13 protein-coding genes are annotated in these 15,373 nt (G+C 62.2%); 6 read left to right on the top strand and 7 right to left on the bottom strand.

What is annotated here, in order from left to right; all coding sequences use genetic code 11:
* Positions 1 to 10: 10 nt before the first annotated feature.
* Entirely contained in the window at positions 11 to 1,411 is a 1,401-nt protein-coding gene (locus NAV33_RS10610) for a sigma-54-dependent transcriptional regulator (RefSeq protein WP_255980227.1), read from the bottom strand.
* On the bottom strand, positions 1,404 to 2,891 hold the full coding sequence (locus tag NAV33_RS10605) for a sensor histidine kinase (RefSeq protein ID WP_255979728.1): 1,488 nt from the start codon (positions 2,889 to 2,891) through the stop codon (positions 1,404 to 1,406). The genes NAV33_RS10610 and NAV33_RS10605 overlap by 8 nt, the downstream gene beginning before the upstream one ends.
* Positions 2,892 to 3,041: 150 nt before the next feature.
* Between NAV33_RS10605 and NAV33_RS10600 the strand changes: the two genes are divergently transcribed.
* Positions 3,042 to 3,434 carry a DUF4168 domain-containing protein gene (locus tag NAV33_RS10600; RefSeq protein ID WP_255979726.1) on the top strand — a complete coding sequence of 131 codons (393 nt, stop codon included), beginning with the start codon at positions 3,042 to 3,044 and terminating at the stop codon, positions 3,432 to 3,434.
* 294 nt (positions 3,435 to 3,728) lie between these two features.
* Here NAV33_RS10600 and NAV33_RS10595 read toward each other — a convergent pair whose 3' ends face one another.
* The gene (locus tag NAV33_RS10595) at positions 3,729 to 4,187 is read right to left on the bottom strand and encodes a DUF1456 family protein (protein ID WP_255979724.1); all 459 of its coding nucleotides are present in this window, start codon (positions 4,185 to 4,187) and stop codon (positions 3,729 to 3,731) included.
* A 276-nt stretch (positions 4,188 to 4,463) separates the two neighbouring features.
* On the opposite strand from NAV33_RS10595, the gene NAV33_RS10590 reads away from it, so the two are divergent.
* Together NAV33_RS10590 and NAV33_RS10585 are read left to right on the top strand one after the other, a co-directional pair.
* Positions 4,464 to 5,195, top strand: coding sequence for a carbonic anhydrase (locus NAV33_RS10590; protein WP_255979722.1), 732 nt, complete (start codon positions 4,464 to 4,466; stop codon positions 5,193 to 5,195).
* A 203-nt stretch (positions 5,196 to 5,398) separates the two neighbouring features.
* Complete coding sequence (locus NAV33_RS10585; protein WP_255979720.1) at positions 5,399 to 7,018, top strand: NAD(P)/FAD-dependent oxidoreductase; 1,620 nt, start codon at positions 5,399 to 5,401, stop codon at positions 7,016 to 7,018.
* Positions 7,019 to 7,057: 39 nt separating this feature from the next.
* Here NAV33_RS10585 and NAV33_RS10580 read toward each other — a convergent pair whose 3' ends face one another.
* The 4 genes from NAV33_RS10580 to NAV33_RS10565 form a co-directional block, all read right to left on the bottom strand.
* A complete protein-coding gene (locus NAV33_RS10580; RefSeq protein ID WP_255979718.1) occupies positions 7,058 to 7,789 on the bottom strand; it encodes a substrate-binding periplasmic protein in 732 nt (243 codons plus the stop codon).
* An 18-nt stretch (positions 7,790 to 7,807) separates the two neighbouring features.
* Positions 7,808 to 9,157, bottom strand: coding sequence for a diguanylate cyclase domain-containing protein (locus tag NAV33_RS10575; RefSeq protein WP_255979716.1), 1,350 nt, complete (start codon positions 9,155 to 9,157; stop codon positions 7,808 to 7,810).
* On the bottom strand, positions 9,145 to 9,915 hold the full coding sequence (locus NAV33_RS10570) for a substrate-binding periplasmic protein (RefSeq protein ID WP_255979714.1): 771 nt from the start codon (positions 9,913 to 9,915) through the stop codon (positions 9,145 to 9,147). The genes NAV33_RS10575 and NAV33_RS10570 overlap by 13 nt, the downstream gene beginning before the upstream one ends.
* A gap of 567 nt (positions 9,916 to 10,482) precedes the next feature.
* On the bottom strand, positions 10,483 to 10,941 hold the full coding sequence (locus tag NAV33_RS10565; protein ID WP_255979712.1) for a DUF3859 domain-containing protein: 459 nt from the start codon (positions 10,939 to 10,941) through the stop codon (positions 10,483 to 10,485).
* Between the two features lie 195 nt (positions 10,942 to 11,136).
* Here NAV33_RS10565 and NAV33_RS10560 point away from each other — a divergent pair, with 195 nt between their 5' ends.
* From NAV33_RS10560 to NAV33_RS10550, 3 genes are all read left to right on the top strand, one after another.
* Positions 11,137 to 11,583, top strand: coding sequence for a DUF2147 domain-containing protein (locus NAV33_RS10560; protein ID WP_255979710.1), 447 nt, complete (start codon positions 11,137 to 11,139; stop codon positions 11,581 to 11,583).
* Between the two features lie 108 nt (positions 11,584 to 11,691).
* Positions 11,692 to 12,747 (top strand): serine hydrolase domain-containing protein, encoded by a 1,056-nt coding sequence (locus tag NAV33_RS10555; protein WP_255979708.1) that lies wholly within the window; start codon positions 11,692 to 11,694, stop codon positions 12,745 to 12,747.
* A gap of 401 nt (positions 12,748 to 13,148) precedes the next feature.
* Positions 13,149 to 15,209: an autotransporter domain-containing protein gene (locus NAV33_RS10550; protein WP_255979706.1), complete on the top strand. Its 2,061-nt coding sequence runs from the start codon at positions 13,149 to 13,151 to the stop codon at positions 15,207 to 15,209.
* Positions 15,210 to 15,373 lie beyond the last annotated feature (164 nt).

Genomic DNA, 15,373 nt, shown 5'->3' with positions numbered 1-15,373 from the left:
GAGACGTAACTCACACCTCATCCTGGTCCTGCTCCTTCTCGCCCAAGCGCCGGTAGAGAGTGCGCCGACCAATGCCGAGCAGCGCTGCGGCGCGCCGCTTGTTGCCGTCGACCCGCTCCAGCACGTGGCGGATGTAGCGCGTTTCCAACTCGTCCAGGGTCGGCAGCAGCGGGCCGTCGATCATCAGCCCGAGCAACTTATCCGCGCCGCCTTCGGGCGTGCTGTTCTGAAAGCTGGCGATCCGCGCTGGCAGGTGCTCCAACTCGATGTTGCGGCCATGACAAAAGGTGACCGCGCGCTCCATGGCGTTCTGCAGTTCACGAACATTGCCTGGGAAGGGATAGCGTCGCAGCTGCTCCAGCGCCGCGCGCGACAGCCCGCGCACCGGGCGCCCGTCACGGGCGGCGAAATGCGCGACGAAGCCGGCGGCAAGCAGCTCGCGGTCTTCTTCGCGGTCGCGCAGCGGCGGCACCTGCAGGATGAAGGTCTCCAGACGGAAGAACAGATCCTCGCGGAACGACTCGCGGCCAGCAGCGGTTTCCAGTGGCCGGTTGCTGGCCGCGATAATGCGCACGTCGACACTCAGCTCGCGCTCGCCGCCCACCGGACGGATGGTGCCTTCCTGTAGTACGCGCAGCAGCTTGGCCTGCAGCGGCATGGGCATTTCGCCGATCTCGTCGAGAAACAGGGTGCCGCCATCGGCTTGCTGGAACAGGCCCTTATGCGCGCGATGGGCGCCGGTGAAAGCACCCGCGGCATGGCCGAAGAATTCGCTTTCCAGCAGTTCGGCTGGCAGCCCGGCGCAGTTGATCGCCAGGAACGGTCGCTGCGCACGCTCGCTCTCGGCGTGCACCGCGCGGGCGACCAGCTCCTTGCCGGTGCCACTTTCACCGATCACCAGCACCGGGCCAGCGGCGCGGGCCAGTTGTCGGATCTGGTCGAACAATCCGCGCATCACCCGGCTGCGGCCGAGCATGCCGTGGAAGCGGTCGTCGCTCAGCAGCTGCTGGAAGCGCCGCACCTCGTCGCGCAAATGGCGGGTTTCCAGTGCCCGTGACACGGCGAGGCCAAGGTGATCGAGATCCAGCGGTTTGGTGAGAAATTCGTCGGCGCCTTCCTTCAGCGCCGCCACCGCCTGTTGAATGCTGCCGAACGCGGTGATGACCAGAAAAGCCGGTGCCGCCTGCATCGCCTTGACCCGGCGCAGCAGCGCCATGCCGTCGGCACCCGGCAGGCGCAGGTCGCTGACGACCAGGTCCGGTTCCCAGCTTTCCAGCAAGGGCACGGCGTCCTCGGCGCTGGCCACCGAGCGCACCTGCAGCGCGCGGTCCTCAAGTTCCTCGACCAGCAATTGCCGCAGGCTGTCGTCGTCCTCCACCACCAACACTCGCTGCGGCGCGATGTCATCCATTTTCATTGCGGTTGTCCTCATCGGCCAGCGCCAGGGAAATACGAAACGCCGCGCCGCCCAGCGGGCTCTCGACCAGATCGATACGGCCGCCGCACTCGGCGACCACGCCATGCGCCACGGCGAGCCCGAGCCCGCTTCCCTTGCCCACCGGCTTGGTGGTGAAGAAGGGCTCGAACAGCGCAGCACGATGGTGCTCGGCCACACCGGGACCGTCGTCCTCGACCTGGAACAACAGGCAATCCGCCTCCTGCCACCAGCGCAACACCACACGCCCGCCGGGGCTGGCCTGGGCAGCGTTGCGCAGCAGATTGGTCATTGCCTGTTCGAAGCGTGGCGGATCGACCTCGCAGTGCAGCGTGTCGGTGGGCGCTTCGAGCTGCAGATCGACGTTCAGCGTGGCCAGCTCGTCAGCCACTGCGGCCGCGGCTGAATGCGCCAGCACATCGGCCGGCATGCGCCGCGCCGGGCGCCCGGCGGCGCGGCCGAACTCCAGCAGCTGACGGACAATTTCGCTCAGGCGCTGCACCTGGCTGCGGATCTGCAGCAACCCCTTACGCTGCGTATCCTCCAGGCTCTCGCTGCGCAGAACACGCTGGGCCTTGCCATCGATGACGCTGAGCGGGCTGCCCAGTTCATGGGCGACACCGGCCGCCAAACGTCCGACCGCTGCCAGCTGTTGGGTACGCCGCAGACGGGCTTCCAGTTCCGCTTCACGGGTTTTCTGCTCGGCCATCTGCTGTTCGGCATCGGCGATGCTGTCCAGCATCTGGTTCAACGCGCGACCGAGTACGGCGATCTCCTGCGGCCCGCTGCGTGGCGCACGGTGCTGACGATCGCCCGCCGCCACACGCGCCATGCTCTGGGTCAGTTGCTGCAAATGCTTGCCGATCGCCGACCAGTGACCGAGCAGGACGATGCATACCGCAATCAACGCCAGCAGCCCGGCGGAAACGCCAGCAATCAGCCGCAACCGTCGGGTATCACGCTCGAAATCGCTCCAGCGTCGGGTGACCTGCAGCAATCCATTGATGCGCCCGCCGCCCTGCTCCAGCGGCAGAAAATAGGAATACACCTCGCGTCCGCGAATCCGCTGGTAGCCGCCGCGACGTTTGCCGTCGGCTGTCAGTTCTTGAATCGAGGACTGGTCCTGGTCCGGCTCGATGGCGCCAGCGAACGCCACCAGCTCGCCTTGATCGTCATAAAGATAGGCGCCATAGACCCGACCGACGCCAAGCACGGACTCCAGCACCTGTTGCATGGTGCGATCGTGCTTGCGTTCGAGGCTATCGCTGAGCGGCAGCCGAACCGCCCGCGCGACCAACTCGACCTCCTCCTGCAGACGCCGTTCGCTGTTGCGCTCGACCGTCCACAGCATCAGATAACTGAAGCCGAGCATGATCGCGACCAGCGGGATCACCACCTTCAAAACCAGCGCGCCGCGCAGGCTCGATATGCGTTGCCAAACTGCTACATGTGCCATTTTGGCACCATACAGTCCAGCGTTCTCAACGTCGAGGCGGGCATGACCGACGGTAAATTAACTTTCAATTCAATAACTTGTTTAGTTAAGCACAGCTTGGCATGGCGGATGCAAAACGCCTTGACGTACTTCAAGCACAGGATCTTAAGCATGACCAAGCTAACTACCCGCCTCGCCTCCGCCAGCCTCGTTGCCCTGTTCATGGCCGCCGGTGCCTCGCAGGTTTCCGCCCAGCAGGCCACCCAAGCCCCGGCAACCCAGCCGGCTCCGGCGATGCAAGCGGCGGACATCAGCGACCAGAAATTGGAGAAATTTGCCGACTCGCTGGGCGAGATTATGGAGATCCGTGAAGACTTCACAGCCAAGCTGGAGAAGACCGGTGACCCGGCTGAAGCCCAGCAGCTGCAGCAGCAGGCCAATGAGAAGATGATGAGCACCGTTGAGGACAATGACCTCAGCATTGCGGAATACAACGCCATCAACCAGGCAGTACAGAACGACCCGCAGCTGCGTGATCGCGTCATCGCGATGGTGCAGAACTAAGATTTAGCGGTTTAGCGAGCCCCGCCTTGGCGGGGCTTTTTTATTGCCCACACGAACCTTTTAGTGGACGTAGGGTGGGCCGGGCGGCGTTCCGCTTCAGCCCACCAGAACACCGCATCACTCCTTTGTAGTGGGCTAAAGCCCACCCTACCAGGCCGCAAATAGTGCTTCGGGAGTTCGCGTGCCCACGCAGCACTAGGGGGCCGGCGGCGCTCCGCCTCAGCGTAGGGTGGGCTTCAGCCCACCGTTATCCAGACTGACGGGCTGAGGCGGAACAACGAGCACCTCGCTCTATCACTGACCGCGCAGCGCCAAGCCCTTGAGAAAATTGCGTAGCAGCTGGTCGCCGCAGACACGGTAGTTGCTGTGTCCGGCTTTGCGGAACAGCGCGCTGAGTTCCGGCTTGGATACGGGAAAATCAGCCGCCTTGAGGATCGCGTGTATGTCGTCTTCCTTGAGCTCGAACGCCACGCGCAGTTTTTTCAGCACCATGTTGTTGGTGACCGGCACCTCGACCGGCGGCGGCGGCCGGCTTTCGTCCTTGCCACGCTTGTAGATCACCAGACCATCGAGGAAATGCGCCATGATCCGGTCGCCACAGGGTTTGAAACCCTCCTCGTCTTCCTTCTTCAGGTAGGCCACCGCCTCGGCATCGGGGATTTCGCAACCCGTAAGCCGCGTGATCTCGGCGATCTTCGCGTCATTGACGTTGAGGATGTAGCGCAGGCTGCGCAGCACATCGTTATTGACCATGAACAATCCTTTCTCCGTTGTAGAGCGAGCGCGGCGATGCGCGATTGCGCTGAATTCTTTGATCCAGGCAATGGCGGGGTGGCTCGGATGGGCGGGGAGTATAGGGGATAGCGCAAATATCCAGGAAAGCACCGCTCGAACGGCATTCGCCCGTCACCGGCCTGACCGTCAATCTAGAGCGCCCGAGCAACATGTTGATTCGCTGGTCAGAGTCAGGGTGCGGCGGAGCGGATCGTTCAGGCACGCCGCCCTAAGAACAATCAGATGGAGATCAGAATGAAAAGCGCTGCACTTAGCCTTGGCGTATTGATAGCTTGCACCAATGCCTGGGCCGTTACGCCAGGTACTCACTGGGATTATTTCGGCGAGGCGGGGCCGGAAAACTGGGCGAGACTCACGCCGGAATTTGGCGCGTGTGCGGGCAAGAATCAGGCGCCGGTCGACCTCAGCGGATTCGTCGAAGCCGACCTGGCTCCGCTACAACTTAGCTACGCGGCGGGCGCTAGCAAGGTCGTCAATACGGGGCACACGATACAGGCGGTCTACGAGCCCGGCAGCCATCTGACGCTCGACGGCAAACGGTTCGATCTGCTGCAGTTCCACTTTCATATGCCCAGCGAGAACCAGATAAAAGGCCAGTCCTACCCGCTCGAAGGGCATCTGGTGCACGCGGACGAAAATGGCAATCTCGCGGTAATCGCATTGATGTTCAAGGACGGCGAGCAGAACGCCGCATTGGCGCGTTTGTGGAGCGCGCCTCCGGCGGTAGGCCAGGCCCAGCCGATCTCGCCCGCGGCGAATGTAACCGACCTGCTGCCCGCCAACCTCGATTACTACCGATTCAACGGCTCGCTCACTACGCCGCCCTGCACCGAGGGCGTCCGCTGGCTAGTGCTGAAGCAGCCGGTCGTCGCCTCCCATGAGCAGATCGAAGCGCTGAAAAAAGCCGTGGGGCATTCCAATAACCGGCCGCTGCAACGGCTCAATGCCAGGATCATCCTACAGTAGAGACGCAGCGGCATGGACGTTCCACGAGGCGGGTTCATCGCAGTGATGTCCGCCTCTGATGACGCATTGACCTGAATGACAGCCTCAACCCGCGCAGCTACACTGCGCGCCTTCTCGTCTCTCGTCCGATTCGCCTGCCTGCCGTGGCCAGCGAATCGCTTTGCCGTCTCCACCTCTGCCGGGGCCACCGGCCAGGACCTGCCATGATTCGCATCAACGAACTGCAATTGCCGCTCGATCACCCCGCCGACGCCCTGCGCCAGGCCATCGTTGCGCGCCTAAAGATCAGCGATACCGAGCTGCTCGGCTTTAACGTCTTCAAACGCAGCTATGACGCACGCAAGAAGAACAGTGAAATCACCTTCGTCTACATCATCAATGCCGACGTGGCGAACGAGGACCACTTACTGCAGCGTCTGGCTGACGACCGCAATGTCCGCCCGGCTCCGGACACTGGCTACTGCCCGGTCGGCCAAGCGCCCGAGGGGCTGAGCGAGCGTCCGCTGGTTATCGGCTTCGGCCCGTGCGGGCTGTTTGCCGCGCTGACCCTGGCGCAGATGGGTTTCAAGCCGATCGTACTGGAACGTGGCCGTGATGTGCGCAGCCGTACCAAGGACACCTGGGCGCTGTGGCGCAAAAAGGTGCTGAGCCCGGAATCCAACGTGCAGTTCGGCGAGGGCGGCGCGGGGCTGTTCTCCGACGGCAAGCTCTACAGCCAGATCAAGGACCCGAAGTTCTACGGCCGCAAGGTGATGCACGAGTTCGTCCGCGCCGGTGCACCGGAAGAGATCATGTTCGTCAGCAAGCCGCACATCGGCACCTTCCGCCTGACCGGCGTGGTCTCGACCATGCGCGAGGAGATCAAGGCGCTGGGCGGCGAGGTGCGTTTCGACAGCCGCGTGGTCGATTTCATTATCGAAGACGGCCGCATTCAGGGCGTGCGCATGGCTGATGGCGAGGAACTGCGCAGCCGCTACGTCGTACTCGCCCTCGGGCACAGTTCGCGCGATACCTTTCGCGTGCTTCATGAGCGCGGCGTGTACATCGAGGCCAAGCCCTTCGCCGTGGGCTTTCGTATCGAGCATCCGCAGTCGCTGATCGACAACGCGCGCCTGGGCAAGTACGCCGGGCATCCGGAACTAGGCGCCGCCGATTACAAGCTGGTCTATCACGCCACCAACGGCCGCGCCGTTTACAGCTTCTGCATGTGTCCGGGCGGCACGGTGGTTGCGGCCACATCCGAGCCCAACCGCGTGGTCACCAACGGCATGAGCCAGTACTCGCGCAACGAGCGCAACGCCAACGCCGGTATCGTCGTCGGCATCAATCCGGACGAGGATTTCCCCGGCGGCCCGCTGGCCGGAGTCGAGCTACAGGAGCAGCTGGAATCGCGCGCCTTCGAGCTGGGCGGCAATGACTACTGCGCGCCGGGGCAGCTGGTGGGCGATTTCATTCGCGGCAAGGCTTCGAGCGAATTCGGCGAGGTCGAGCCGTCCTACAAGCCCGGGGTGCGTCTGGGCGACTTGGCGCCGTCACTGCCCGACTATGTGATCGAGGCGATCCGCGAAGCCTTGCCGGCCTTCGGTAAGCAGATCCGCGGCTTCGACCGCGCCGACGCAATTCTCACCGGCATCGAGACGCGCACCTCATCACCGGTGCGGATCAAGCGCGACAACGAATCGCTGCAGAGCCTCAACACCCGCGGGCTGTACCCGGCCGGTGAGGGCGCCGGTTACGCCGGTGGCATCCTTTCCGCTGGAGTCGACGGTATCAAAGTGGCCGAAGCAGTCGCCACGGCAATGCTGGCCGATCTGCAGAGCTGAGAAAGCGGCGCGTAATGCCGGCAGGATCGAACGCTCGGCTCAGTCCTGCCCCGCCATGAGGCGCGCCACTGTCCCATCCGCCTGCAGATGTTCGAAGGCCGCCTGGGTGCGCAGCACTACGTCCTCGCTGGTCTGCAGGCTGTACGCCATGTAAAGGCTCGTGGCGGTATTGAGAGGAAAGACGCGCTCCAGACAACCATCAGCGAGCCCCGCTTCAGTGCAGAACATCCTGACGCCTTGCTCCGACATCGGCACCAGGTCGACCTGGCCGTTGAGGAGGAGCTTGAAGCTGTCCGCGTTCGAGACGGTTACCACCAGCTTGGTAAAGCCCTCTTCCTGCAGATAGCGATACCGGACATCCCCGCGCAACGCACCGATGCGGTACTGCTTAGCCTGCTCCAGCTTGTCGATTTGGATGTCCTCTCTCGAGGGCAGCCGGTACAGGTGATAGTCGACCCTTAGGATTTCCCCAACCCAATGAAACTGGTCTTCACGCTCGCGGGTGCGGGCAATGAGGTAGATCAGCACGTTCGGCTCGCTCAGCGCCATGTCATATGCCCGTGCCCAGGGATACAGGCCAATGCGGTAATCGCTCAGACCCGCACGCGCTAGCGTTGCCTCCACTACCTGGGTGGCAGGGCCGACCACCCGGCCCTGGCGCCGATAGCTGAACGAGGTGTCTTCAGTGACTACACGGATGGTCTCAGCCTGCACGCAAGGCACCAGGCAGGTCAGCAGCAACGCGATACGGACGATCAGCGGGGGCATCATGAGGGCCTCGGTATTTCCTTAGTCGGCAACCCGATCGCGGCCCTGCGCCTTGGCCCGGTAGAGGGCCTCGTCGGCGCTGTGCAGCAAGAGGTCGAAATGATCCATGGTTTCGGCATCGAACGCGGCAACGCCAATGCTCAGCGTCACCCGTGGCGAAATCGGCGAGTCGCCATGGGGTAGGGCCCGCTCGGCCAGCCGTTGCTGCAAGCGCTCGGCCGCCCGCCGGGCACTGTCCCGATCCGTGCCAGGCAAGAGCACCACGAACTCCTCGCCACCCAGGCGCGCGACTACCTCGCCGGCCCGGCCAAAGGCGCTCGTCAGGATTTCGGACACGATCTGCAAGCAGCGATCACCGGCGGCGTGGCCGTGGGCATCGTTGTAGCGTTTGAAGTGATCGACGTCGCACATCAGCACCGTCAGCGCCTGGCCTAGTCGTAGCGCGCGGCGAAACTCGACTTCCTTGACTTCATCGAAGTGCCGGCGGTTGGCCAGGCCCGTCAACGGGTCGCTGCGCGACAGTTCCTCGAGCCGCCCGTTGGCGGCGCGCAGTTCGGCGGTGCGTTCTTCGACCAATTCAGCCAGACGGTCCCGATGCGCGGCTAGCGCCAGTTCGTCCTGATGCTGGCGCTGAAGATATGCCGAAAGTTTCGCCTGCAAGCCGTTGACACCGGACTCCAGCAGACTCAGCTCATCGTGGCGTTTAACGGAGCGCTCAAGACGCAGGGTCTGATCCAAATTTTCAGGAGTCAGACGGGTCAGGTGACGGGCAATCCGACGCACATGCAGGGTTACGGTGCGGTTGAACATCCACATGATCAGCCCAGCCAGCAGCAGCGACTGAATAACCTGAGTGATCACGATGTTGGCGATCTCATCGACCAGCCGCTCCCAGAGCAGCCCTTCGTTACCTTCCAGCTTCAGTTCGCCCACCGTCTCAAGGGCACCTGGATAAGGCTCGTACGTCAGGCGGTGCTGCAACGTCGGCGCTCGATGTTGAACCTGCTGCTGCGCCCGTTCGCGCCGGATGATTTCCGGCTCGCGCCCGGCGCGGATGATCTGCAATTCGACGCGGCCAACCGGCGCCGCCATGGCGACACTGTCGATCTGCGTTTGCAGGGCATCGCTGTCCATCTCCCAGATCGCCTTGGCCAGGTTGCTCTGGAACACCTGATCGATCAGCACCAGCTCAGCGTTCATTGCGGCCAGGCTGGTCTGCCAGGCCGACCAGGTGCGCACCCCGACAGTGACCAGCGTAAACAATAGGCAAAAGCCCAGCGTGGCCAGCACCAGACGACGTCCGAGCGAACCGGTCTGTCGTTGCAAAAGCGCTGTGGGGTCGGGGTTGTTGTGCGCGTTCATTTCAGCCATTTAGCGGCGATCACGTCATAGCGACCATCGGCCCGTATGTGCGCCAAAGCCTGACGGAACCGCTCGACCAGCTCATCCGGGGTGTTGAGGCTGAAAGCCATGCACAAGCCGTTGGCACCGCCCAGGTCATCCAGACTCAGCTGAGGGACGGCGTTTTCGTTCGGATTGCCGCTGGCCTGGCGCACCAGATAATGGGCGTTGAGCTCGTTGGAGATCCACAGATCCACCCGTCCGGCCTTGAGCTTCTCGTAGTTGTGTTCGTATTTGTTGCTCGACTGGAGATTGCGCCCCACCTCAAAGCCCTTGCTGATCAGATACTGCTCGCCGACGTCCTCCTTGACGGTTGCAATCTGGTATTGGCGTGCGTCCTCAAGGCTTTTCAGATCGAAATGCGTGCCGGGCAGCGAGAACAGGTACCAGCGAGTCGGCGCAATGACGCCTACCCATTTGAACAGCGACTCGCGCTGCCCGGTCCGAGCGATGGAATAAATCAAAACATTTTCGGAGTTGAGCGCGATGTCGTAGGCACGCGCCCAAGGCATCGATTGAATGCGTGCGGCTTCTCCCACCTCATCCAACACTGCTTGAACCACCTCGGTGGCCATACCGGTGAGCTTTCCGTCGACCGTCATGTTGTAGGGAGGAAGCTCCTCGGTGACGACCGTAACGCCGCTGGCGGCGCATGCCAGCGGTCCGCCGAAGAGCAAGGCCGTCAGCGAAAGGACGAACGTCAGGCGGCGGAACGAGGGTCGATTCATCAGGTGACCTCTAGGAAAACTGTCGTCCGGCATGTAACACGCGAGCTAGCCATCATACTGCCACCATTCGAAACGTAATCAAGCTCTCCTTGTTTCGGCGCTGGAACCAGAGACTTGAACATACGAAGGTTCTGACCACGCCGCTCCGACGAACGGGCACGGCAAAGCCGATCGGCCAGAACGCAGTCGAGGGGCTTATCTGAAAGCTTGCCCAACGCAAACGCGCAGCTCCGCCCCCTTGGGCGCAAGGGCGGCTAGCGGCTGCGCGTGACAGGTCATCGTCATCAAGGTATTGGTTGTTTCGATGATGCTTGGCCGAGATTGCTAGGCGCGGCGCGGTCCAGGCGCCGTCTACCGAGCTTTGATTGATCCAGCGCCGGACTGAGATCGCGATTTTTCTGGCGGTCCTGCGCGCGGACAAAGCGTTGCGCAAGCGTAGGGCAGCCCGCTTCCGCAGTCCGCTTCAAGCAGGTGAGCCGCCTGACCGCGCGCTGACTGTTGCTCACCCGGGTCCGGCTGACGGCTGCGAGTGGTTCCACGTGGTCCTGTTCGACCTCGCTAAGCGGATCAGCGCACCTGGAAGCGCTGCTCGGCCAGTTTGCGGTCGCCCTGGAACACCAGAAAATGCCATTCGCCCGGCACCAGCTCATGCGTTTCGGTGAATTCGAAGGCCATGACGTCCAGCGATGCATCCGGCACCAATTTCTGCACGACTTCGTAACGGTCATGCCGCTGCCCGCTCGGATCAACCACACCGGGAGTGAGGTACAACAGCGTGAGGGGTGTGTCGTCGGCCCGCTTGCCTTCCAGCCGGTAGCGCAGGCCGAACTTGGTGCCGATCTTCAACGGCACGTGATCGGCCTCCAGGATGCGTTGATCGCTACGGACCAGGACGCGCTCGCCTGGTTGTTGGTCCTGATAGCGATTTTCAAACACGCCAGCCTCGATCGGCCCGGCAACTCGCACATCAGCGCAAGCCAAACCGGGCAACAGCAAGGTGAATAGCAGCGGGCGAAGGTTAGGCATAGCGGGCTCCCTGGCAGAAAGCAGCGAGCCTATGACATTGGCGTGACAAACTCGTGACGCAACAATCCGCATCAATGTCGCGCCATCCGGCTGTTGAGTGACGATCGGGTTAGCGACGGCGCAAACTCAACGAGACGCTACCGGTCGAAACCAGATGATAGAGTCGCTGCCGTCGACCACACCGCAGGAGAAACCATGCGCTCACTGTTCACCGCCCTATTGCTGGCATTACCCCTGACCGCCACTTCGCTGGCCTTCGCCGCCGAATCGCCTGCGGGTCGCTGGCAAACCATCGACGATGAAACTGGCAAGCCCACGTCCATCATTGAAATCCAGGAAGCCGCTGACGGCACTCTAAGTGGCAAGGTGGCGAAAATTCTGCGATCGAACCATGGCCCAAACCCGGTGTGCAGCGCTTGCGATGGCGAGCGCAAAGACCAGCCGATCACCGGTATGACCATCCTCTGGGGTCTCAAGCCCGCCGGCGAGCGCGTCTGGAATGGCGGCAACATCCTCGACCCCGGCAAGGGCAAGACGTACCGCGCCAAGGTGACCGTGCTCGAAGGCGGTGAAAAACTGGAAATGCGTGGCTATATCGGCGTCGAAGCGCTGGGCCGCACCCAGACCTGGGTTCGCCAGTAGGCCGGGCGGTACTCCCAGACCAAGCCGGGTCACGCCCGGCTTTGATGCGCCCGACTCCAAGCTCGCCAGGTGACCGCACGGCGCGATGGGTTCAGGGTCAGACGTTGTATGCGTTTATTTCACTACGGCGCTTATGCGCAAACCCGCCTTCTGTTACGACGCGCAATCTGCGTAGCGTTGCTGCTCGCCATCGGCCCGCTGGCATCAGCCAACACCGAGCTGCACACGGTCATCGACGAGGCCGAGCGGCTCGATCAGCTGGAAACTCTTATCGTCGCGCAAGATGGCAAGGTGATTGCCGAGCGCGGCTACCGGGGCCACCGCCCGAGCGCGCCGACCAATATCAAATCCGCATCCAAGACGGTGATCTCCGCGCTGGCCGGCATCGCCATCGACAGGGGTGTTCTGGAAGGACCCAACCAGCGCATCGCCGATCTGCTCAAGGCTGATCTTCCCGCCAACCCTGATCCTCGTTTGCGGCAGGTAACGGTGGGCCACCTACTCTCGATGCAGGCCGGACTGGGATCGACTTCTGGCCGCAACTACGGCGCCTGGGTGGCGAGCCGCAATTGGGTGCGAGCCGCGTTGGCACGACCGTTCGAGGCCAAACCGGGCGGGCCGATGATTTATTCCACCGGGTCGAGTCATCTGCTCTCGGCGATCCTCACCCATCGCACCGGCAAATCCACCCTGCAGCTGGCACGCCAATGGCTCGCGCCGCTCGACGGCTTCGCCATCACTGCCTGGACGCGCGACCCGCAAGGCATCTACCTGGGCGGCAACGAAATGGCGATGACGCCGCGCTCACTGCTGGCGTTCGGCGAGCTCTACCGACGCGGCGGCGTTACGGCATCCGGGGAGCGGCTGCTGTCCGAGGACTGGATCGAGGCGTCCTGGACGCCGCGCACACGCTCGCGCTACACCAGTCATGGCTACGGCTACGGTTGGTTCATCACACAGCTTGACGGCGAGGACGTGCGCTATGGCTGGGGTTATGGCGGGCAGATGGTTTATGTGGTGCCCGGGCTCGACATGACGGTGGTGATGACCTCGAACACGCAACAGCCGTCTGGCGGCGCCTTGGGGCACCGCGATGCGTTGCATCAGTTGCTTGGCGAAATTATCGAGGCGGTTCGCGAGACGGTGCCGCCTTCGGCGGGATGATGAGAATTGCCGCTGCGATCGGCCGGGTCTGCAGCACGTGGACGGTTGTAAGACCAGGCGATCAATCCCGCTCCAATATATTGGTCGATTGGGCCGGGCAGCTAAGCACTTAATACAGCAGTCGATGCGATACAGCGGAGCGCGAGAAGCGTTCCGTCGATAACCAGGATTTTTTCGTGACCGGCTTCACGCCGGCACGTAAGCCATACGCTAACGCTCGTTGAGCGACCGGAACAGTTACGCCAGGATGCGCGCTCGAAGCGGTAGACCCCCTTCGCAGTATGAAGCAGTAACTGATCAGGCCGAGTCAGGCCAGGGAGCGGAAAAAAATGGGAATGGCAAGTAAGCACTCAACTCCACTGCGTGCGGGATTCAAGCGACTAAGTTTGGCGAGCGCCATCATGTGCATCACCGCTGGCCCCGCGTGGGCTGATAGCGGGCTGACCGATTTGGGACTGCTAGGAGACGAAACGCTCCTCAGTGCGGACGGTAGTACGTTGGGCAGTATCTATCGGCTCGGATCCGATGGGCTCTACCACAGTGATATCTGGACGGCGGAAAATGGCGTGCGGAATATCGGGACATTGGGTGACGAGACGATACTCAGCGGGCTGAGTGCCGATGGCAGCGTGGCGGCCGGTACGGCCTTTACGCGAGGTGGCGGGGCGGTTGCGTTTCGCTGGACGACTGGGGCAGGCATCGAATCGCTCAGCAGCTTAGGTGGCGTAAGCTCGCTGGCGCATGCCATAAGTGCCGACGGCAAGGTTATCGTTGGTGCGAGCGACCTAGCTAACGGCGAACAGCGTGCGGTTCGCTGGACGACCCAAGGCGTTACTGACCTGGGTACGCTTGCGGGCGGTAGCGATTCCTACGCCCTAGCGACCAACACAGATGGCGCCGTTGTAGTCGGCGGCAGCCTGGTAAGCGGCCATGCCCATGCGTTCCGCTGGACGAATGGAGTCATGAGCGATCTTGGCACGCTGGGTGGAAGCTATTCGATTGCAAGCGCCGTCAGCGCTTCAGGCCAGACCGTAGCTGGAGAGTCGTATAACAGTCTCGGCCAGGCTCGTGCATTCGTCTGGACAACCGAAAGCGCCATGCGCGATATCGGCACCCTTGGTGGCACTAGAACTTACTTTGCCGATCTCAGCTCCGATGGCACGGCCGTAGTCGGTGCAAGTGACACGGGCACCGCCACGCATGCATACCGCTGGACAGCGAGTTCCGGTATTAGCAGTCTGGGAACGCTTGGAGATAACGGCTCTTGGGCATTCGCCGTTAACGCCGATGGAAGCGTGGTAGTCGGTGAGTTCGACCTGGGTCAGCGAAACCGAGGCTTTCGCTGGACGCAAGAGACCGGGATGCAAACGATTGAACAGTGGCTGGGTGCCAGTGAGGTAAACATCGATCCGTCCTCCTCACAAGTCGCCTACGCAGAGGCAGTCAGCGACGACGGGAGCGTAGTCGCCGGTATTCTCCTGAACGACCACACCTTCATTGCACGCGTCGGCGAGCCTGGGGGCGGGACAAGCGGAATGATCGACCTGCAGGAGTTCAGTGCAAGCCTCGACGCAACAGCAGCCGCGCCGACGGCTGCCTTGGCCAATACCGACATGATCCTTAATGGCGCGCACGGCAGCCCGATGCGCAACCTGGTCCCGGAAGGCCGCTACAGCGTCTGGACCGGCGGTGACTATGGCCAGCAAGACGACACAGATTCCGATCAGAGTTCTCTAGAAGTAGGCGTGGCGACCAACATTGGAAATGGCGTGCAACTGAACGTTGCGATTGGACGCAGTTATGCCGAGAGCGAAACAGGTCTTGGTGGCGAAACGAAACTACGCGGCACTTACTTGATGCCTGAAGCCATTATCAAGCTGGGTGGCTTCCCGCTCTATGCAACCGTGAGTGGCTTCTACTCAGCGGGCGATGCCGACATCGACCGTGGTTATCGCAACGCTGGGGCCATCGTTCAGTCGCATGGCGAAACGGATGTCACCATTGCTGGCGGAAAACTGCGCCTCGATTGGCTCAACGCATTTGCGGTCGGAGCGACCTCATTCACGCCTTATACAAGCGTTGGGCACGTAAAAGCTAAGTTCGACGGATACAGCGAAACGGGAGGTGGTTTCCCGGTCCGCTGGGAGGACCGCACCGAACGAACCACCACCGGCCGCGTCGGCTTAGACGCCGTCCATACCTTCAGCCCGACCGTCAACTTGCTGGGGAGGCTTGAAGGCGTTCACCGGTTTGACGATGAGAGTGGCAGCGCCAGCGGTGAGCTGATTGGGCTGTCTACATTCGAGCTTCCAGGCCAGGCCTATCGGCAAAACTGGGTTCGCGCAGCGGTTGGTGCGGAGGCCGCGCTTGGTGGTGGGGTTGGGTCGTTAATGCTCAACGGCACCAGCGAAGGTGGAGACGCCGACTACTGGCTGGCTCTGAACTACAAGTGGCTGCTATAAGCTAGTAGGCATCCAGAACGCCCGATCCTTGCATCGGGCGTTTTCATTTGGAGAGCGAGCCAATATTAGGGGACACAAATATTAGGGGACAGACCACGATTTACCGAAATTAATTGTGGTCTGTCCCCTATTGCTCTTCGAGTGAGTCAATATAGGGCGGCTGC

Origin of the sequence: Stutzerimonas stutzeri, assembly GCF_024448715.1 — a bacterium.
GTDB classification, from domain to species: Bacteria; Pseudomonadota; Gammaproteobacteria; order Pseudomonadales; family Pseudomonadaceae; genus Stutzerimonas; species Stutzerimonas stutzeri_AR.
The sequence above is the reverse complement of the archived record's forward strand: the minus strand, read 5'-3'. Positions and strand labels throughout refer to the sequence as shown.

What these genes read in the sequence shown, in the direction of transcription:
- NAV33_RS10610 (WP_255980227.1), bottom strand. Translation starts at nt 1,411, where the DNA reads ATGGATGACATCGCGCCGCAGCGAGTGTTGGTGGTGGAGGACGACGAC.
- NAV33_RS10605 (WP_255979728.1), bottom strand. Translation starts at nt 2,891, where the DNA reads ATGGCACATGTAGCAGTTTGGCAACGCATATCGAGCCTGCGCGGCGCG.
- NAV33_RS10600 (WP_255979726.1), top strand. Translation starts at nt 3,042, where the DNA reads ATGACCAAGCTAACTACCCGCCTCGCCTCCGCCAGCCTCGTTGCCCTG.
- NAV33_RS10595 (WP_255979724.1), bottom strand. Translation starts at nt 4,187, where the DNA reads ATGGTCAATAACGATGTGCTGCGCAGCCTGCGCTACATCCTCAACGTC.
- NAV33_RS10590 (WP_255979722.1), top strand. Translation starts at nt 4,464, where the DNA reads ATGAAAAGCGCTGCACTTAGCCTTGGCGTATTGATAGCTTGCACCAAT.
- NAV33_RS10585 (WP_255979720.1), top strand. Translation starts at nt 5,399, where the DNA reads ATGATTCGCATCAACGAACTGCAATTGCCGCTCGATCACCCCGCCGAC.
- NAV33_RS10580 (WP_255979718.1), bottom strand. Translation starts at nt 7,789, where the DNA reads ATGATGCCCCCGCTGATCGTCCGTATCGCGTTGCTGCTGACCTGCCTG.
- NAV33_RS10575 (WP_255979716.1), bottom strand. Translation starts at nt 9,157, where the DNA reads ATGGCTGAAATGAACGCGCACAACAACCCCGACCCCACAGCGCTTTTG.
- NAV33_RS10570 (WP_255979714.1), bottom strand. Translation starts at nt 9,915, where the DNA reads ATGAATCGACCCTCGTTCCGCCGCCTGACGTTCGTCCTTTCGCTGACG.
- NAV33_RS10565 (WP_255979712.1), bottom strand. Translation starts at nt 10,941, where the DNA reads ATGCCTAACCTTCGCCCGCTGCTATTCACCTTGCTGTTGCCCGGTTTG.
- NAV33_RS10560 (WP_255979710.1), top strand. Translation starts at nt 11,137, where the DNA reads ATGCGCTCACTGTTCACCGCCCTATTGCTGGCATTACCCCTGACCGCC.
- NAV33_RS10555 (WP_255979708.1), top strand. Translation starts at nt 11,692, where the DNA reads ATGCGTTTATTTCACTACGGCGCTTATGCGCAAACCCGCCTTCTGTTA.
- NAV33_RS10550 (WP_255979706.1), top strand. Translation starts at nt 13,149, where the DNA reads ATGTGCATCACCGCTGGCCCCGCGTGGGCTGATAGCGGGCTGACCGAT.